This window comes from Hydrogenophaga electricum (genome assembly GCF_030160815.1).
Classification (GTDB): Bacteria; Pseudomonadota; Gammaproteobacteria; order Burkholderiales; family Burkholderiaceae_C; genus Hydrogenophaga; species Hydrogenophaga electricum.
This window is the reverse complement of sequence record NZ_BSPB01000064.1, coordinates 1-16,784: the sequence shown is the minus strand read 5'-3', so window position 1 is coordinate 16,784 and position 16,784 is coordinate 1. Positions and strand designations below refer to the sequence as shown.

Annotated in this window: 20 protein-coding genes; 4 read left to right on the top strand and 16 right to left on the bottom strand. The window is 68.8% G+C overall.

Going from position 1 to position 16,784, the window contains the following annotated elements:
- Positions 1–93 precede the first annotated feature (93 nt).
- The 11 genes from hybE to QQK43_RS20560 all read right to left on the bottom strand — a co-directional run bounded on the left by hybE (position 94) and on the right by QQK43_RS20560 (position 8,339).
- On the bottom strand, positions 94–654 hold the full coding sequence (hybE, locus tag QQK43_RS20610) for a [NiFe]-hydrogenase assembly chaperone HybE (RefSeq protein WP_284309284.1): 561 nt from the start codon (positions 652–654) through the stop codon (positions 94–96).
- Between the two features lie 142 nt (positions 655–796).
- The gene (locus QQK43_RS20605) at positions 797–1,051 is read right to left on the bottom strand and encodes a rubredoxin (protein WP_284309287.1); all 255 of its coding nucleotides are present in this window, start codon (positions 1,049–1,051) and stop codon (positions 797–799) included.
- Between the two features lie 59 nt (positions 1,052–1,110).
- Positions 1,111–1,974: a hydrogenase expression/formation protein gene (locus QQK43_RS20600; RefSeq protein WP_284309282.1), complete on the bottom strand. Its 864-nt coding sequence runs from the start codon at positions 1,972–1,974 to the stop codon at positions 1,111–1,113.
- Between the two features lie 29 nt (positions 1,975–2,003).
- Complete coding sequence (locus QQK43_RS20595; protein WP_284309281.1) at positions 2,004–2,453, bottom strand: thioredoxin domain-containing protein; 450 nt, start codon at positions 2,451–2,453, stop codon at positions 2,004–2,006.
- 19 nt (positions 2,454–2,472) lie between these two features.
- Positions 2,473–2,775 carry a HypC/HybG/HupF family hydrogenase formation chaperone gene (locus tag QQK43_RS20590; RefSeq protein WP_284309280.1) on the bottom strand — a complete coding sequence of 101 codons (303 nt, stop codon included), beginning with the start codon at positions 2,773–2,775 and terminating at the stop codon, positions 2,473–2,475.
- A 3-nt stretch (positions 2,776–2,778) separates the two neighbouring features.
- Positions 2,779–3,447, bottom strand: a complete 669-nt coding sequence (locus QQK43_RS20585; protein WP_284309279.1) for a HyaD/HybD family hydrogenase maturation endopeptidase — start codon at positions 3,445–3,447, stop codon at positions 2,779–2,781.
- A gap of 21 nt (positions 3,448–3,468) precedes the next feature.
- Positions 3,469–3,813 carry a HigA family addiction module antitoxin gene (locus QQK43_RS20580; RefSeq protein ID WP_234264600.1) on the bottom strand — a complete coding sequence of 115 codons (345 nt, stop codon included), beginning with the start codon at positions 3,811–3,813 and terminating at the stop codon, positions 3,469–3,471.
- Between the two features lie 141 nt (positions 3,814–3,954).
- On the bottom strand, positions 3,955–4,701 hold the full coding sequence (gene cybH, locus QQK43_RS20575; RefSeq protein ID WP_370465324.1) for a Ni/Fe-hydrogenase, b-type cytochrome subunit: 747 nt from the start codon (positions 4,699–4,701) through the stop codon (positions 3,955–3,957).
- A gap of 27 nt (positions 4,702–4,728) precedes the next feature.
- Entirely contained in the window at positions 4,729–5,331 is a 603-nt protein-coding gene (locus tag QQK43_RS20570) for a HupE/UreJ family protein (protein WP_284309277.1), read from the bottom strand.
- 29 nt (positions 5,332–5,360) lie between these two features.
- Positions 5,361–7,220, bottom strand: coding sequence for a nickel-dependent hydrogenase large subunit (locus tag QQK43_RS20565; protein WP_284309276.1), 1,860 nt, complete (start codon positions 7,218–7,220; stop codon positions 5,361–5,363).
- A 24-nt stretch (positions 7,221–7,244) separates the two neighbouring features.
- Positions 7,245–8,339, bottom strand: a complete 1,095-nt coding sequence (locus QQK43_RS20560; RefSeq protein ID WP_284309275.1) for a hydrogenase small subunit — start codon at positions 8,337–8,339, stop codon at positions 7,245–7,247.
- 538 nt (positions 8,340–8,877) lie between these two features.
- Between QQK43_RS20560 and QQK43_RS20555 the strand changes: the two genes are divergently transcribed.
- Positions 8,878–9,210 (top strand): hypothetical protein, encoded by a 333-nt coding sequence (locus QQK43_RS20555; RefSeq protein ID WP_284309274.1) that lies wholly within the window; start codon positions 8,878–8,880, stop codon positions 9,208–9,210.
- A gap of 23 nt (positions 9,211–9,233) precedes the next feature.
- Here the strand turns inward: QQK43_RS20555 and QQK43_RS20550 are convergent, their stop codons facing one another.
- The 5 genes from QQK43_RS20550 to QQK43_RS20530 form a co-directional block, all read right to left on the bottom strand.
- On the bottom strand, positions 9,234–10,085 hold the full coding sequence (locus tag QQK43_RS20550) for a dioxygenase family protein (protein ID WP_284309273.1): 852 nt from the start codon (positions 10,083–10,085) through the stop codon (positions 9,234–9,236).
- A 26-nt stretch (positions 10,086–10,111) separates the two neighbouring features.
- Entirely contained in the window at positions 10,112–10,780 is a 669-nt protein-coding gene (locus QQK43_RS20545; protein WP_284309271.1) for a peptidase associated/transthyretin-like domain-containing protein, read from the bottom strand.
- Positions 10,781–10,879: 99 nt separating this feature from the next.
- Positions 10,880–12,070 carry an ATP-binding protein gene (locus tag QQK43_RS20540; RefSeq protein WP_284309269.1) on the bottom strand — a complete coding sequence of 397 codons (1,191 nt, stop codon included), beginning with the start codon at positions 12,068–12,070 and terminating at the stop codon, positions 10,880–10,882.
- On the bottom strand, positions 12,067–12,804 hold the full coding sequence (locus QQK43_RS20535) for a response regulator (RefSeq protein WP_284309267.1): 738 nt from the start codon (positions 12,802–12,804) through the stop codon (positions 12,067–12,069). The genes QQK43_RS20540 and QQK43_RS20535 overlap by 4 nt, the downstream gene beginning before the upstream one ends.
- A gap of 79 nt (positions 12,805–12,883) precedes the next feature.
- Positions 12,884–14,554, bottom strand: coding sequence for a GMC family oxidoreductase (locus QQK43_RS20530; protein WP_284309266.1), 1,671 nt, complete (start codon positions 14,552–14,554; stop codon positions 12,884–12,886).
- Between the two features lie 134 nt (positions 14,555–14,688).
- Here QQK43_RS20530 and QQK43_RS20525 point away from each other — a divergent pair, with 134 nt between their 5' ends.
- From QQK43_RS20525 to QQK43_RS20515, 3 genes are all read left to right on the top strand, one after another.
- A complete protein-coding gene (locus QQK43_RS20525; RefSeq protein WP_284309265.1) occupies positions 14,689–15,621 on the top strand; it encodes a LysR family transcriptional regulator in 933 nt (310 codons plus the stop codon).
- Positions 15,622–15,761: 140 nt separating this feature from the next.
- A complete protein-coding gene (locus QQK43_RS20520; protein WP_284309264.1) occupies positions 15,762–16,265 on the top strand; it encodes a hypothetical protein in 504 nt (167 codons plus the stop codon).
- An 8-nt stretch (positions 16,266–16,273) separates the two neighbouring features.
- Positions 16,274–16,784: DUF2235 domain-containing protein (locus QQK43_RS20515; protein ID WP_284309262.1), on the top strand; the 511-nt coding region annotated here is incomplete at its 3' end.

The following is a 16,784-nucleotide window of genomic DNA, read 5'->3' as shown; positions in this document are numbered from 1 at the left end:
GTGCACCCGCCCAGGCGCGGCGTCCGCTGTGCAGCGCGGCCGGTGGCGGCAGGCCGGGCTGAACGCGCAGCCGGCCGATCAGGTCGGGCATCGTCATGGCGCGGCGCCCGCGCCAGGGCGGCGGGCCAGGAAGAAGGCGCGGCGAGATGGCACGGGCTCCGCCGTCGTCACCGGGGCCGCAGTGGTCGAGACCGCGGCGGGAACCGGCGCCGGACGCACCAGCTTGAGCGATTCGAGCGCGGTCTCGCGCGCCTGGTCCATGCGGGCGAAATCCTGCATGGGCGAAAACAGCGCGCAGGTCTCGTGGTAGCCCACGGCCGGATCGTGCGCGCCGATGAAGTCGAACCGTTCGCCGCCGAAGTCGCGCACAAAGCTGCGCCCGACGCGGTGACCATGGCCCTGCGCCCGCGCCGGCAGCCGCACCAGACTCATGAACCAGGGCGTGATGAGCACCCCCTCGGCCACCGGATCGGCCTCGGGCGCCGTTTCACCGGCGACGGCCTCGCCCCACTGGAAACCCACCGCCTCGACCGACAGCGCCGGGTTCAGGATGGGCACGCCCACCATGCGCTCGGTCTGCACCCGGCGGTAAAACGCCACCAGCGCTGCTACGCGCGCATCCAAAGAGGGGACGGAATGGGACAGCACGCTCACGGCAAGCGCTCCGGCGCACAGCAGCCCCAGCCAGGGGCAGCGAGGGTCCGGCTCCGCCGGCCCAAGCTGCCGTCCCCCCTAGAAGCGCCGCAGGCGCGCCACAGAGGGGGGAAGCCGCGCAGCGGCGCAGGGGGGTGCGCTCTCATTCCAGCACCATGAACTGCTCGGGCGGACAGTCGCAGTTGGGGCAGCGCCAGTGCGGCGGCAGCTCGGTGAACGGGGTGCCGGGTGGAATCTGCCACTGCGGATCGCCCTCGGCCGGGTCGTACACCCACCAGCAGATCTTGCATTCGAGGCGCGTATCGGACCGCAGCAGCGCGCGGTTGCCGAGGTAGGAGCCCTCGAAGCCGCCGGGGGATGCGTGGGGGCCACCGACCCCATCGCCGGGCCGCCCCAAGGTGGGGTCAGCCCCCTCGGGGGGCAGCGACCCGCGCAGCGGCGGAGCGTGGGGGCCCGTCATGCCTGCTCCAGATAGCCCAGCACGTCGGCCAGGCGGGTGTGCGAGTCGCGCAGATCTTCGGGGGCCGCCATCGCCACCTCGGGCATGTCGACCACTTCGACCGTGTTCAGGATCACCGCATCCATCGAGTTGTAGTACACCACGCGCCAGCAATTCGGGTGGCGCGTGTTGGAAATGCGGCAGTTGCCGTAACCGCGCGAGAGCAGCAGCACGCGGCCGGTACCGAGCTGGTGATCGAGGAAGCCGATGTCTTCGGGCGTCACCGGCAGCAGCGTGAGGTTGACCACATGCGGCGCCTGGCCAGGCCGCCAGCGCGACACCTGGTCGCGGATTTCGTCGAGCAGCAACGGCGCGTTCTGCACGTTGGGCGGCAACGCGCCGGACCAGGGGCGGTAGGCCACCATGGCGTCTTCGGCGGCCACGGTGCGCAGCAGCGCTGGGACGGGGCCGACCTCGATGGCGTCGTCGACACAGACACCGTCCTTGAAGCTCATCAGGCGCCAGACGCCGGCGAACACCGACTCCTGCACCCGCACCTCCAGGCCAGAAGTGTCATCGCGCACGATGGCGCTGGCTTCGCCCTCGCCCATCACCTGGTTGACCAGGCCCAGGTCGTCCGCCGACAGGCCACGCAGGCCGACCTGGGCCCCGGACCGGCCTTCGGCGGCGGCGTCAAGCAGGTCGCACACCTGGGTCAGCACGGCACGCGCCTGGGTGCGGCCGGCGATCTCTTCCGGCTCGGGCAGCATGGGCGGGCGGTAGGTGTCCATGTCCTTGGGCATGGACAGGTAGCTCAGCGATTCGTCCTCGGTCTGCGTGCCGGGACCCAGGGCAACGACGGGAATGGGAAAGTCTTTCATGCGGCGCTCGGTGTGGACGACAAAGGGATTCAGTGGCAGCCGCTGCCGGCGCCCTGGCTGACGACGGGGATACCGATGGTGGGTGGACGCGAGGGCGGCATGGCCAGCGCGGCGGCGACGCCGGACAGGTACACATCCCAGTCCTGCATGCCGGCGATCGCGGTGACGTACTGACCTTCGCGGAAGAACAGCAGCGTGGGCCAGCGCTGTGAGCCGTAGCGGCGCGCCACCGCGTCCTCGCTGTCGCGCGGCACCACGGCCACCGCAAAGCGGCTCGGGAAAGCTTTCATCAGCTCGGGCAGCACCGCCGCCACGTCCACGCCTTCGGGAAAGCGCACCGGGTCGCCGGCCAGCAGCACGACGCGGTCGCCGCCACCGGCGGTCCAGTCGGCGACGCTGGTCTCGTCGACCCAGGTGGCGCCGAAATCGCGGGCCAGGCGCTGCACCAGCGGGGCGTGGGCTTCTGTCACTTCGATCATGTCTGTTCTCCTGAAGAAATCATTGGCCGGTCAGGGCACGGAGTTGGTCGGCATCCATCTGCGACGGGAGGGCGAAATCGACCGCGTGGTCCGCTCCCGCGCCCTGCATGGCACCCATCACCAGATCCAGCGCCGCGTTGACCTCGGCGGCGCGGTCGGCGTCGATGCGCTCGCGCGCGTCGTCGATGAAGACCAGCAGCCAGTCGCCTGCACGCACCTCGCCGACCAGCGCCGTGTGGATGCGGCGTCGCTCACCGCGCCCTTCGCACTGGGCGAAGCGGCCCTCGGCTTCGATCACCTGCATGGGGATGCCGATGCACATGGTTCAGACCTCGGCTTTCGGCATGAAGCGGTCGTCGCCGATGCGGCATGCTTCTTCCGCTGCGGGCCTTTGCGCCTCGTAGGCGGTCAAAGCCAGTTCGTCCAGCGTCACGGCCTCGCGCACGGCCAGCGGCGTGCGGCGTTCCACCGGCCGGGCACCCCAGCGTTCAAGCTCGGCCACGCCGAGCGCCAACGCGTCTTCCATCGCGGCCTTGACCACCGGCCGCAGGCTGCCGCCGTAGTCCTCCAGCTCCTGCGGCTGGCAGCCGATCAGCAGTACCTGCTGCGGGTACTTGCCGGTGAGCGTGGCCAGCGAGAGCACCTCCTGGAAGCCGGTCTGGTGCAGGCTCATCTTCTTGGCGCCCATGAAACGCGGCACCTCGTCGTCGCGCACCTGCTTGAGCGTGCCGGGTTCGAGGCCGTAGTCGATGGCGTCGAAGATCAGCAGCGCGTCGGCTTCCTGCACATGCTGGATCAGGTACAGGCCCTGGGTGCCGCCGTCGATGAGCTGCACATGGTCGGCGAACTCGTAGCGGCGCTGCAGCGCCTCGATGCAGCGCACGCCGAAACCTTCGTCGGCCCACAGCAGGTTGCCGATGCCCAGCACGACGATGCGGGCCGGCAGGGTGTCACCCCGGGGGTGACAGGTGTTTTCGGTCGGAGTGGCGCTCATGGCAGGACAGACCTTCAAAAATCAGGGGGTGGGGGAAACGGCCGGGCCTGCGGACAGGCGCTTCCAGGCGTGGAAGCTGTCCCAGGCGGCCTGCTGTGCGAGCCAGAAGCCGGCGTCGATGCCGAACTGCCGCGCGCAGCGGATGGCGGTGTCGGGCGACATGGCGCGCTGGCCGTGCACCAGCTCATGCAGCCGACGGCGCGACAGGCCCAGCAGGCGCGCGGCCTCGCTCTGGTTGAGCGAGAGCGGTGCCAGGCAGGTGCGCGCCAGCAAGCGCCCCGGATGCATCGGCGCACGCACCGGCACCCCGCGCGGCGGGATCACCGACGCGATGGGGTGCTGATGAAGGGGTGCGGTGCGCGTCATGACAAGGAGACGAAGTGGTAGCGAAGTGCCTGAATCAAGGGCGCCGAGGAACCGGCTCCGCCGGGCCTCCAGCGCCGCCCCCTGGGGGGGTGACGCCGAAGGCGGCGCGGGGGGCGTCCCGTCCTGCGGCGCGGGTGGGGGTCAATCCTTGAACGTGCGGTGCCCGGAAATCATGGTCGAGACGATGCTCTGGCGGCCCATGATGTCTTCGCGGATCGCCGCGTACACATGCAGCGTGATGAAGATCACCATGGCCCACATGCCGAGGCGGTGGAAGGTGTGCACGTCCTGGCTCTGGCCGAACAGCGGGATGACCCAGCCGAACAGCGTTTCCTGCCACGACCCCATCTGCGCGCCTTCGCCGTAGAGCGCAAACCCTGTCACGATCATGAACAGCGAGAGCATCAGGTAGCCCGTGAACATCGCGAAGCGCGCCAGCGGGTTGTGCCCGACGTACTGGTTCGGCTTGGGGATGAGGAACAGGTACCAGCGCAGCATGTTGAAAACCTCGCGCCAGTAGGCCTTCTGGAACAGCGGCACCCAGAACAGCTCGCGCGCATGGTGGTTGCCCACCAGCGCCCAGTAGGCCCGGCCCAGCAACCCCACGGCCATGATGTAACCGGCCGCGAAGTGGGCGAACCGGATGTAGCCCATCACATAGTGCTGGCTGGCCTCGCCAGGCATGGTCGGCAGGGGCTGACCGATGAAGTAGCCCGTGACGCAGAGCACGGTGATGGCCAGCACATTGATCCAGTGCCACAGGCGCACCGGCGCTTCGTACACGTAGACCGAGCGGGTGGACTGACCGTGCGCGATGGCGCTGTCGTCCATGCCGGTGACGTCGGCCAGCCGCTGCTGGGCCAGTTGTTGCGGAGACAAGGCAGACATGGCGGGCTCCTTGAGGGCGGTGCGCGGTCAGACCGCCAACTGGCTGAACAGGTAGACGCCAGCGGCGCTGAGCGCGGCGCCCAGGCTGCCCAGCGCCAGACCACTGCGCCGGCCCAGCCAGCGCTTGATCGCCAGGCCGATGCCCACGCCGCCGATGTGCAGCACGGCCGTGGTCAGCAGGAAGCCGAGCGCGTAGCCGGCAAAGCCGGTCTCGGGCGTTTCGGCACCGTGGGCCAGGCCGTGCAGCGACGCGGCCGCGGCGATCAGGCCCAGACCCATGGCGGGCGGCAGGGGCCCGGCCGCCAGGATCAGCATGGCGCCGAACATCACCACGCTCAGCGAGATGGCGTGTTCCAGGTAGGGCACGGTCAGGCCCATCATGCCCAGCACGGCGCTGGCCACCAGGGCCAGCAGGAAGGTAGCCGGGCCTTGCCAGGCCTTGTTCGCGGGCAGGGCCGAGACCGACCAGATGCCCACGGCGACCATGGCCAGCAGGTGGTCGGGGCCGAAGGGGTGGACCAGGCCTTCCAGGAGGCTGCTGGTGCCGTGGCCGGTGTGGGCCTGGGCGGCGCCGGCCAGGCCGGCCAACAGCGCGGCCGCGGTGGCGCGACGGATGGTTTTTGCTTGCATGGGTTTCTCCTCGTTGATGCGTGGCGCGTTCAGCGAACCGTCACGCGGGCCATTTCCTGGCCTTCGGGGCTCATCACGTGGGTGGAGCAGGCCAGGCAGGGATCGAAGCTGTGCAGCGTGCGCAGGATCTCCAGCGGCTGCTCAGGGTTGACCATGGGCGTGTTCATCAGCGAGGCCTCGAAGGCGCCGATCTGACCCTTGGCGTCGCGGGGCGAGCCGTTCCAGGTCGTGGGCACCACGCACTGGTAGTTCTCGATCTTGCCGTCCTTGATCTTGATCCAGTGCCCCAGCATGCCGCGCGGCGCGGCCACCGTGCCAACGCCCTTGGCCTCCTTCGGCCAGGTCTTGGGGTCCCACTTCTCGACGTTGGCGGTGCTGCTGTCGCCGGCCTTGATGTTGCCGACCATCTGCCGGAAGTCGTCCATCATCATCTCGGCGGCGTACTGGCTTTCCAGCGCGCGTGCCAGGGTGCGGCCGATGGTGGTGGGCAGCAGCTGCTTGGCGCTGTAGTTCGTCTCGGGCAGGCCCAGCGCTTTCGGAATCGCGCTGTTGATGGCGATGGCCGATTCGTCGATCTGCTGCTTGACGCGCTGGCAGTACTTGTTGCCCTGCATCGCATGCGCATAGCCCAGGATGTAGCGCGACAGCGGGCCCACTTCCACCGCGTGGCCGCGCCAGCGCGGCGACTTGATCCACGAGTACTTGGCGCTCTCATCGAGCTGCTCGATCCGGGTGCGTGTGCCCTTGAAGTTCGGGCCTTCGGGCTGGTAGTTGGCCTCGGTGACGCCGTCCCAGGGGTGCAGGCCCTGGGTTTCGTCGCCGTACTTGTACCAGCTGTGGGTCACGAATTCCTGCACCTGTTCGGGGTCGCGCGGGTCGATTTCGTGGATCTTGTTCCAGTCGCCATCGAGGATCACGCCGCCCGGCAACTGGTGCGTGCTGTGGTCGTACGGCACCTTCTCGTAGGTACCGTAGTCGGCCACGTTGGTGGCACTCAGACCGCCGCCGTAAAGCCAGCCAGCCTGCTTGTAGATCGTGCCGATGGCCAACACGTCGGGGATGTAGACGTTGTTGTTGAAGTCGATCATCTCCTTGATGCGGGCTTCAACGAAGTTCAGGCGCTCCATGTTGATGGGCGCGCCAGCGGCGCCATTGCCATCGATGTTGATCGCGCAGGGCACACCACCGACCATGTAGTTCGGGTGCGGGTTCTTGCCACCGAAGATGGTGTGCACCTTGACCCATTCCTTCTGCAGGTCCAGCGCTTCGAGGTAGTGGGTGACGGCCATGAGATTGGCCTCGGCCGGCAGCACGTAGGCCTTGGAGCCCCAGTAGCCGTTGGCGAACGGGCCGAGCTGGCCGCTTTCGACGAACTTCTTCAGGCGGTTCTGCACGTCGCGGAAGTAGCCCGGCGAGGACATCGGGTGCGCGGGCGAGACCAGGTGCTGCAGGTCGCTGGTCTTCTTCGGGTCGGCCTTCAGCGCCGAGACCACGTCGACCCAGTCCAGCGCGTGCAGGTGGTAGAAGTGCACCGCGTGGTCGTGCACCTGCAGCGTCTTGGCCATCATCTCGCGGATCAGGTGGGCGTTCAGCGGGATCTTGATGCCCAGCGCGTCCTCCACCGCACGCACCGACGTCAGCGCATGGCAGCCGGTGCAGACGCCGCAGATGCGTTCCACGAAGGCCCAGGCGTCGCGCGGATCGCGACCCTTGAGGATCACTTCCAGACCGCGCCACATCGTGCCCGTGGAGACGGCGTTGCGGATCACGTTGTTGCTGTCGAGGTTGACCTCGCAGCGCATGTGACCCTCGATGCGGGTCACGGGATCGACCACCACACGGCGGCCGGAGTTGTCGAGCTTGAAGCCCTGGGTTTCGTAAGCGCCCATGTCTGTTCTTCCTCTGGTGCTGCGTCAGGCGTTGGGGGTGGTGGCGGCCTGCTTCTTGGCCTGGGCCGCGTCGCGGGAGCGTTTGGCCACCGAGATCGCGGCGTGCGCGGCCACCGCCGCACCGACCACGCCCGCCGCCGTCGCACCGACCTGATCGGCGTTGGCTTCGATGCCGAACTGGTGGATGTCGGTCAGGCGGTCGTAGAACGAACCCTTGTCCCAGAAACCGTCCTCGGAGCAGCCGATGCAGCCGTGGCCGGCCTTGATCGGGAAGCTCGTGCCCTCGTTCCACTGCACGGTGGAGCAGGCGTTGTAGGTGGTCGGGCCCTTGCAGCCCACCTTGTAGAGGCAGTAGCCCTTGCGCGCGGACTCGTCGTCCCAGGTTTCGACGAACTGGCCGGCATCGAAGTGCGGCCGGCGGTAGCACTTGTCGTGGATGCGCTGGCTGTAGAACATCTTCGGGCGGCCCTGGCGGTCCAGCTCGGGCACCTTGTCGAAGGTGAGCATGTAGGTGATCACACCGGTCATCACCTCGGGGATGGGCGGGCAGCCGGGCACCTTGATGATCGGCTTGTCGGTGATGACCTTGTGTATCGGCGTGGCCTGCGTCGGATTGGGCTTGGCGGCCTGCACGCAGCCCCAGGAGGCGCAGGAACCCCAGGCGATGATGGCCTTGGCGTCCTTGGCGACGTGCTTGAGTTTTTCGATAAAGGGCTTGCCCGACTGGATGCAGAACATGCCGTCTTCATTGAGCGGCGGGTTGCCTTCCACGGCCAGGATGTACTGACCCTTGTACTTGGTCATGATCTCTTCGAGAATCGCCTCGGCCTGGTGGCCCGCGGCGGCCATCAGGGTGTCGTCGTAATCCAGGCTGATCATGGACAGCACCACGTCCTTGGCCAGCGGGTGGGCCGAACGGATGAAGGCTTCCGTGCAGCAGGTGCATTCCAGGCCGTGCAGCCACAGCACCGGGGTGCGCGGCTTGGTTTCCATGGCGTGGACGATCTGGGGCACAAAACTCGGCGCCAGCCCCAGCGAGGTGGCGGTGAGCGAGCAGTACTTGGTGAAACTGCGGCGCGAAATGCCCTTGCGGCGCATGACCTCGTAGAAGGTTTCCATCGTGGGGTGTCTCCGTTGACTGTGTGGCGGACGGTGCCCGCCCGGCCGGCAATCCGGCAGACAGGTGCCTGGTCATCTGCAATCCATGCGCCAGTTTCCGCCCACCCCGGGTAAACACCAGATACCCTCTTCAACCCATTGATTTCAAAAACTATTTTTCCGACCTTCGGTGGCCCTTGCCGTTTGACAAAAAACAAATTGGAAAAATACCATCCAATTTCAGAAACAAAATGGAAATTTACTTTTCAGCCCCAAGAGCCCCGCACGAAGCCGGCCCGGGGTGAACAGGCAAAAAAAAGCCGACCCCGAGGGGTCGGCTGCTGTTCAGGGCATCTCTTGGGACGCTGTCAGCGTTGTTCTGCTTGTGGACTGGGTTTGTCTCCTCGGTCCCCCGCGGTCGCCAGCGCTTGCACTGACAGCGAGTGCCAATAATGTAGCTGCGCGCACCATGGCTGTGCATTCGGGGTTTCCCGGAGTCACCCCACATGCTGGCACAGGAAATGCACAAGGAACCCTGTCGTTGGTTGAGGGGTACACAATGTCACAAAACGATGCACTGGCCACCGCTGCGCACCTTCATGTGCTCTTGCGCCGCAAAACCGGCCGCGTCACGGACACCGAATGGATGGCCAGCAACATCGAGTACGCCCAGGCCATGATCCGGTTTGCGCGCGAGAAGGCGGCCGCCGACGGTCACGAAGAATTGCTGCCGCTGGCGGACCGGCTGGAAATGCTGGTCATGCCGCCGCGCAAGGCGCCCGCGCCCCCGCCTCCGCCGGAAGTGACACCGGCCGCCGCTTCGGCGGTGCCGCTGGCGGCCGTTCCGGCAGCCAACGACGTCAACACCCGCTACATCGGCCGCTTGCGCTGAGGGCTAGCGACAGGCGTGGCCTCTCAGGCGCCCAGCCCCACCTGCAGCGTTGCCTGAAAGCCCGACCCCGCATCGCCTGTGACCGTGGCCAGTTGCCAGGCCGCGGCGTCGTCGCCAAACACGTTGTCGCTCGCCAGCGAAACCTGCGCCAGATTGCCCACGCTGGCACCGTAGCCGGACACCACCCCGTAAACCTGGTTGCAGGCGCTCACCGGCAGCGCCAGTTGCGACACCTTGTCGTAGTCGCTGACCGCTGCGCTGTCGACCGCGCTGGACAGGCTGTCGTAGACCTCGAAATGGATGTGCGGCCAGCGGCCGCTGTAGCAGCCGGGAAAGATGGTCGTGAAGCTGACCTGCCCGCTGTCGTCGCTGACCTGCACACCGCGCAGGTAGTTTTCGCCCGTGATGCCGCCCGAATACATCGAATACGTGCCCTCGCGCGTGCAATGCCAGAGGTACACCGCCCGACCGGCCAGGGGCGCGCAGGCCCCTGCAGCGTTCACCAGGTTCAGGGTCACCGTCAACGGCACGCCGCCGGCCGTGCCGCTCGCGCCCGCGATGCTGCTGCGGATGTCGCTGCGCACGATGCCCGACAGCGCCAGCGCGTTCAGCCGCTGGCCCGACGCGCTGGACCCATCGGCCGGGTAGGGACCCGCGGTTTCGGTGGGCATGGTGCGGCAGGTGGTGCCATTGCCGGCGGACGAGGCCGCGCTGCTGGCCGCGTCTTCGTCGTCATCGGCGCCGCCGCAGGCGGCCAGAACCCAGGGGGCGCTGGCCACCAGGCCGCCGCTGGCGAGCCAGCGCAGGGCCTGGCGGCGGCATGCCTGCTGGCGCAGCAGGGTGTCGAGATCGTGTTTCAGTCCGTGGGTGTGCATGGTGTCGGGGGTAGAAAAGGATGGGATCAGTGGGAAGCGGGCAACTGCACCAGGGCCACGTTCAGCACCACGTCGGCCCGCAGGCCCTCGGTGAACGGGTCGTCATGGACCGGTGCCACCTCGATGAGCGCCACCTCGTGCTCGGTATCGAAGCGCGGCTTGCGCTGGCCCGGCCCGACGGGCGGGGCCAGCAGGCGCCCGCCCAGGGCCTCGCTGCGCGCGGGCAGTTGCAGGCAGGCGTCGGTGCGCGACACCACGTGCCGGCCGTCGCTGAAGTACACCTGCACGTACACCGGCACGCTGCCGTCCCCGTAGCGGCCGGGGTAGACGGTGCGGAACTGCACCGCGCCGTGGGCGTCGGTGAACTGCACGCCGCGCATCATGGTCACAGCGCCCAGTTCGTCGTCGGCCGCGTCAAAGGTCCAGCCGCAGGCGTCGTGGTGCCAGATGTAGACCGCCGCCCGCGGAATCGCCAGGCCCCACCCATCCCGCAGGCGCAACGTCAGCGTCAGGGGCAGACCGGGGCTGTTGAAGGCGATGTCGCTGCGCAGCAGGGGTGACGCGCGCAGAAACTCCGTCAGCGGATAACGCCGCCGGGTGGGCCGCACCGGCAGCCGGTCGACCGGAGAGGGCATCAGGCCCGGCGGTGTGCCGGCCTGGACGGCAGAAGGGGCAGAGAGGGTGGCCAGGTGCATACCCATTGATTCTGGGAAGCGCCTGTGAACCCCACTTCTGCATTGTGTATAGGGGCCGACACAAACCGCTCCCGGGAGGCGGCCACTCCGCCGCAGCCGTCAGGCGGTTGGCAGATGCAGCGTGGCGCGCAGACCGCCTTCCGGGCGGTTCGACAAATCCAGGCGGCCGCCTTCGCGCAGCGCCAGGTCGCGGGCAATGGCCAGGCCCAGGCCACTGCCTTCCGCGCCCGCGATGCCGGCCGCCTCGGGCAGTTGCACCCAGGGCTGGAACACCCGGTCCCACTGCTCCGGAGCAATGCCCGGGCCATCGTCGTCGACCCACACCTGGGCCTGCCCGTCGACCACATGCAGTGCGATGCGCGCCTGGCCACCGTAGCGCAAGGCATTGCCCACGAGGTTGTCGACGATGCGGCGCAGCGAGGCCGGGTGGGCGCACACGCGCGCCGCCGGCAGCGGGTCGGTCAGGCTGACCGGCTGCCCGAGTTCGACCAGATCGTCGGCGAGCGACTGCAGCAGAGCGCCCAGGTCCAGCCGCAGCGGCGGCGAGGCGGTGGACTGCTCGCGCACCACCGCCAGCGAGCCGTCGATCAGCTCGTCCATGGCGCGGATGTCCTCGCCGGCCGCGCGGGCCGCCTCTTCGGGCAGGTGTTCCAGCCGCAGGCGCAGCCGGGTCAGCGGCGTGCGCAGGTCGTGCGACATGGCCGCCATGTGCAGGTTGCGCTGGTCGAACTGGTGCTTGAGCGCGAGCGCCATGCGGTTGAAGGCCCGGGCGCTGTCGCGCACCTCGACCGTGCCGTGGCGCTCGTCGAGTGCGGGCGGGTCGCGGCCGTCGGCCAGTTCCTGCGACAGCGTGGTGGAGGCCTGGGCCAGCCGCCGCATGGGCGCCGACAGCCAGCGCGCCCCCAGGGCCGCGCCCACGCCGATGATCAGCGCCCGCAACACGTAGTCGAGCCACAGCGCCCGCGGCTGGGGCCGCGGGCCGGCATCCGGCCCGGCCACGGCATCCGGCGGCCAAGCGGTTTCATCGGGCGGGGCCCACTGGGGCGGTGGCCGGCGGCCGGCCTCATCGTTCCGGTCCGACAGCGGGTTGCCTGGGGGCAGGGATGGCAGCGTGGGCAAAGCCGACGCACCCTGTGTGGACAGTTGCCCGATCCAGGCCACGCCCATGGGCGAAACGACCGAAAACGCGACCAGATGGCTGAGCACCAGCGTCACCCACATGAGCAGGAACAGGCGCAGGAACAGCGAGTCGACCCGCTTGAAGCGTTCGCGCCACACGCGCCAGCTCATGGCGCTTTCCTCGGTGCGAACAGGTAACCGGTGCCACGCAGCGTGCGGATCAGGCCCGCATGCGCGTCGGTTTCGCCCAGCTTGCTGCGCAACCGCGACACCGCCAGATCGATGCTGCGGCCCTGGGTTTCCACCCCCCGTGCGCGGGTGATTTCGAGCAGACGCTCGCGCGTGAGCGCCTGGCCCGGGTGGTCCACAAAGGCCACCAGCAACCGGTATTCGGCCGCCGACAGCGGCACCATCACACCATCGGGGCTGTGCAGGCGGCGCTGCACGCGGTCGAAGGTCCAGTCGCCGATGGCGGTGCGGGTGCGCGCGGGCGCCTGGGCCGCGCCACTGGCGGTGCGCAGCACGGCGCGGATGCGCGCCACCAGTTCGCGCGGCTCGAAGGGCTTGGGCAGGTAGTCGTCGGCGCCGAGTTCGAGGCCGAGCACGCGGGAACAGGTGTCGCCCTGCGCGGTCAGCATGATCACCGGCAGCCGCGGCTGGTGTTGCTTGACCCACTGGCACAGGTCGAGCCCGCTTTCGCCGGGCAGCATCAGGTCCAGCAGCAGCACGTCGAAGGTCTCGCTGGTCAGGTGCTGGCGCATGGCCACGCCGCTGGCCACCGACACCAGCGGCATGCCGAAGGGCCGCAGAAAGTCGGCCAGCAACGCCCGGATGCCGGGGTCGTCATCGACCAGCAGGCAACGGGTCAGGGGGGGCGCAACGGTGGGATCGGAAGGCTCGGACATGGCAGCACCGGGCCAGCAGGTGGCCCAGCCCGCCAGTGTAGGCAGGCCCCGGCCGGCTGTGCGCTGTGTGTCGGCTTCTTTACCCGCCCGACACCATCCAGCGCGCGGCCTTTTCCGCCACCATCAGCGTGGGGCTGTTGGTGTTGCCGCTGGTGATGGTGGGCATCACGCCCGCATCCACCACACGCAGCCCGGCCACGCCGCGCACGCGCAGGCGGCTGTCGAGCACCGCCATCGGGTCGCCGGCCGGCCCCATCCGGGTCGTGCCCACCGGGTGGAAGATGGTGCTGGCGATGTCGCCGGCCAGGCGCGCCAGCTCTTCGTCGCTCTGGTACTGCGGTCCTGGCTTGAATTCTTCGGGCCGGTATTTCGCCAGCGCCGGCTGGCCGACGATGCGGCGCGTGACACGCAGGCTGTCGGCCGCCACCTGGCGGTCTGCGGCCGTGCTGAGGTAGTTCGGTGCGATGGCCGGCGCGTCCTCGAAGCGCGCGCTGCGGATGCGCACGTGCCCGCGGCTGCTCGGGTTGAGGTTGCACACACTGACCGTGAAAGCCGGGAACGGGTGCAGCGGCTCGCCGAAGGCGTCCAGGCTGAGCGGCTGCACGTGGTACTGGATGTTGGCGTGCGGCTGGGCCGGGTCGCTGCGGGTGAACGCGCCCAGCTGGCTGGGCGCCATGCTCATGGGCCCGCTGCGCCGCAGCGCGTATTCCAGCCCGATGCGGGCCTGCCCCCAGAGCGAATTCGCCAGCGTGTTGAGCGTCTGCGCGCCCTGCACCTTGTAGACCGAGCGGATCTGCAGATGGTCCTGCAGGTTTTCGCCCACGCCCGGCAGCTCGTGCACCACCGGCACCCCCGCGGCCTGCAGCACGGCAGCCGGGCCGATGCCCGAGAGCTGCAGGATCTGCACCGAGCCGATACTGCCGGCACTGAGCACCACCTCGCGGGTGGCCGACACGCTCACGCGCTGGCCGCGACGCACGATGTCGGCCCCCGTGCAGCGCAGCGCGCCCGCCGCGTCACGCTCCAGCCGCAGGCGTTCGACCTGCGCCTCGGTCCAGACCGTCAGGTTGGGACGCTGCCGAACCGGCCGCAAAAAAGCCTTGCTGGCGTTCCAGCGCCAGCCGGCGCGCTGGTTGACCTCGAAATAGCCCACGCCCTCGTTGTCGCCGCGGTTGAAGTCGTCGGTGGCCGGCAGGCCGGCCTGCTGCGCCGCCTGGGCAAAGGCGTCCAGGATGTCCCAGCGCAGGCGCTGCTTTTCCACGCGCCATTCCCCGCCACCACCGGTCGCCCGGTTGCCGTGCAGGGCGGCAAAGGCGGGGTCGGTCAGGCCCTCGTGGCGTGCATCGAGCCGCCAGTGGTCTTCGTGCGCCATGAAGTCGGGCAGGCAGTTCGCCCAGCGCCACTGGTCGTCGCCCGTCAGCTGCGCCCACTGGTTGTAGTCGCGCGCCTGGCCGCGCATGTAGATCATGCCGTTGATGCTGGAGCAGCCCCCCAGCGTCTTGCCGCGCGGATAGCGCAGCCGGCGGCCATTGAGGCCCGCGTCGGGCTCGGTCTGGTAGAGCCAGTCGGTGCGCGGGTTGCCGATGCAATAGAGATACCCCACGGGGATGTGGATCCAGTGGTAATCGTCCTTGCGGCCAGCCTCGACCAGCAGCACCCGCCGCGCCGGGTCGGCGCTGAGCCGGTTGGCCAGCAGGCAACCCGCCGTGCCCGCGCCGATGACGATGTGGTCGAAAGTGGTGTCGCTCATGCCGCAGTCTCCTCGGCCCTGCCGGGCTCTGATCATTTGCCCGTTTGATGACAACGGGCAAATGCTGCGCAGTGTGCCGCAGGCAGCGCCTGGAATCCAATGAGATTCGGCAAGCATTGATATAAGCTTCGCAAATGACAACCCGCCGCCCCAGCCCGGCTTTTCCGCACACCCCCGACCCCCAGGCGCTGCGCGCCTTCGTGGCCGTGGCCCGCGAAGGCCACGTTTCGCGCGCGGCCCAGCAACTGTGCCTGAGCCAGCCCGCGGTGAGCCTGCAACTCAAGGCCCTGGCCGAAACCACCGGGCTGCGCCTGTTCGACCGCACGCCGCGCGGCATGGCCCTCACCGCCGACGGTGCGGCCCTGCTGCCGGTGGCGGAAAAAGCGCTGGCCGCGCTGGCCGATGTCGCCCAGGCCGCCGCCACCCTGCACCAGACGGTGCGCGGCACACTGCGCATCGGCACCATCCTCGACCCGGAATTCACCCGCCTGGGCGGCTTTCTGCGGCACCTGGTCGAAATGGCGCCGCAGGTCGGCACCGAACTGGGCCAGGGCATGAGCGGCGACGTGCTGGCCCGCGTGGGCCGTGGTGAGCTCGACGTCGGCTTTTTTCTCGATCTGCCGCACGACCCGGTGGGCGCGCCGTTCCAACTGCGCCCGCTCACGCACTTCACCTACCGCGTGCTGGCCCCGGCCGGCTGGGGCCCCCAGGTGCGCGGCAAGGACTGGAAAGCGCTGGCCGCCCTGCCCTGGCTGGCGACGCCCGCTGCCAGCGCGCACCACCGGCTGCAGCGGCGCGTGTTCGGCCCGGGCTCGCTCACCGGCCTGTCGCCGCGCCGCGTCGCCCTGGTGGACCAGGAAGCGTCCATGCTCGACCTGGTCAAGAGCGGCGTCGGCCTCTCGCTGGTGCGCGACGCCATCGCCATGCGCGAGGCCCAGGCACACGGCCTGGTGATCGCCGACCAGGTGGCGCTGGAATGCGAGCTGGCCCTGGTCTACCTGGCCGATCGGGCCGGTGAACCGGTGATCGCCAGCGCACTGGCCGCGCTGGAAGCGGCCTGGGGCTGAGCCCTGGCGCGACTGCGCGCCGGGGCCACCCCAACGCACACCCCGGCGGCCGGCCGTGGCTCTTCATGAATACCAAGGCATTGCTTTATGCTCGCGCTGTCGCCAGGCCTGCCCTGGCCGAACGGGGAGGAGAAAAACAGATGTCCATCCAACACGTCTTTGCCCGCGGACTGGCCGCGCTCGGCCTGCTCTGGGCGCTGGCCGCCTGCGCCAGCGGGCCCCAATTGGTCTCGCACGCTTTCAACTTCAATGGCTGGAACGACGGCTGGGCCGAGCAGGCAGAGTTGCTGGCCTACAGCTATGGTGATCGGTACACGATGACCAAACGCCAAGCCAAGGATGGAGACTTCCTGGGCTATCAGATGGGCGTCAACGGCCCCATGCCGGTGGGGGAATTCCTGTCCGTGAAGTGGCGGCTCAAAGCCACCGGTGAAGTCTTCGAGCAGCGTGTGGACCTGCGCCAACGCCTGCCCCGCGACATGACCGACCACGAGCTGACCTTCGTCATCGACGGCCCGCAGCTGTATGTCTACGTGGTCACGCCACAGCTTCAGCCACCCGAGACCAAGCAACGAACGCACCGCACCTGGTTGTCTCGGTACAACCAGGCCTACGAGATCTTCCCGAACGCGCCGTCCCGCTGAGGTGCCCCATGGGAACGTCCTTTGTCCGGGAGCTGACGCCGCAAGAGCTGGCCCGCCTGCCGGTCGCGCGGCAAGCGATGGCCACCGCAGGAATGCAGGGCTGCGCCACCCGGTTCACGTTCTTCGCGGCTTTCGATGGCACGAACAACGACCGGGAACGGCCTCAATTGGCCGGGGATGGCTGGTCATCCAACATTGGGCAGCTAGGCTGGCAGGGCGAAGATGCCCAGAAGTACAACCCCGGGATTCGCGTGGGCTACTACCCCGGTGTCGGCACCGGCGGCGACCTGGGCGGTCCGCTGCAAGCCGCCTTCTTCCCCACCGACGCGATCCAGGCCGCCGCCGAAAAGGCCTACACCGATTTCCGTCGCGCGGCCTTGGAGCACCTGGACACTCCCGGCGCCCAAGTGAGCGACATGGGTGTGGCCGTTGCCGGCTTCAGCCGCGGCGCAGCCTCCGCCATCCGCTTCGCCCAGTTGCTCCACGAACGCGGTCTGGTGGCGCCCGATGGCCAGGTGC

Bases quoted from the DNA above. Each gene is read 5' to 3' on its own strand.
- QQK43_RS20600 (WP_284309282.1), bottom strand. From the start codon at position 1,974: ATGAAAGACTTTCCCATTCCCGTCGTTGCCCTGGGTCCCGGCACGCAG.
- QQK43_RS20595 (WP_284309281.1), bottom strand. From the start codon at position 2,453: ATGATCGAAGTGACAGAAGCCCACGCCCCGCTGGTGCAGCGCCTGGCC.
- QQK43_RS20590 (WP_284309280.1), bottom strand. From the start codon at position 2,775: ATGTGCATCGGCATCCCCATGCAGGTGATCGAAGCCGAGGGCCGCTTC.
- QQK43_RS20585 (WP_284309279.1), bottom strand. From the start codon at position 3,447: ATGAGCGCCACTCCGACCGAAAACACCTGTCACCCCCGGGGTGACACC.
- QQK43_RS20580 (WP_234264600.1), bottom strand. From the start codon at position 3,813: ATGACGCGCACCGCACCCCTTCATCAGCACCCCATCGCGTCGGTGATC.
- cybH (WP_370465324.1), bottom strand. From the start codon at position 4,701: ATGTCTGCCTTGTCTCCGCAACAACTGGCCCAGCAGCGGCTGGCCGAC.
- QQK43_RS20570 (WP_284309277.1), bottom strand. From the start codon at position 5,331: ATGCAAGCAAAAACCATCCGTCGCGCCACCGCGGCCGCGCTGTTGGCC.
- QQK43_RS20565 (WP_284309276.1), bottom strand. From the start codon at position 7,220: ATGGGCGCTTACGAAACCCAGGGCTTCAAGCTCGACAACTCCGGCCGC.
- QQK43_RS20560 (WP_284309275.1), bottom strand. From the start codon at position 8,339: ATGGAAACCTTCTACGAGGTCATGCGCCGCAAGGGCATTTCGCGCCGC.
- QQK43_RS20555 (WP_284309274.1), top strand. From the start codon at position 8,878: ATGTCACAAAACGATGCACTGGCCACCGCTGCGCACCTTCATGTGCTC.
- QQK43_RS20550 (WP_284309273.1), bottom strand. From the start codon at position 10,085: ATGCACACCCACGGACTGAAACACGATCTCGACACCCTGCTGCGCCAG.
- QQK43_RS20545 (WP_284309271.1), bottom strand. From the start codon at position 10,780: ATGCACCTGGCCACCCTCTCTGCCCCTTCTGCCGTCCAGGCCGGCACA.
- QQK43_RS20540 (WP_284309269.1), bottom strand. From the start codon at position 12,070: ATGAGCTGGCGCGTGTGGCGCGAACGCTTCAAGCGGGTCGACTCGCTG.
- QQK43_RS20535 (WP_284309267.1), bottom strand. From the start codon at position 12,804: ATGTCCGAGCCTTCCGATCCCACCGTTGCGCCCCCCCTGACCCGTTGC.
- QQK43_RS20530 (WP_284309266.1), bottom strand. From the start codon at position 14,554: ATGAGCGACACCACTTTCGACCACATCGTCATCGGCGCGGGCACGGCG.
- QQK43_RS20525 (WP_284309265.1), top strand. From the start codon at position 14,689: ATGACAACCCGCCGCCCCAGCCCGGCTTTTCCGCACACCCCCGACCCC.
- QQK43_RS20520 (WP_284309264.1), top strand. From the start codon at position 15,762: ATGTCCATCCAACACGTCTTTGCCCGCGGACTGGCCGCGCTCGGCCTG.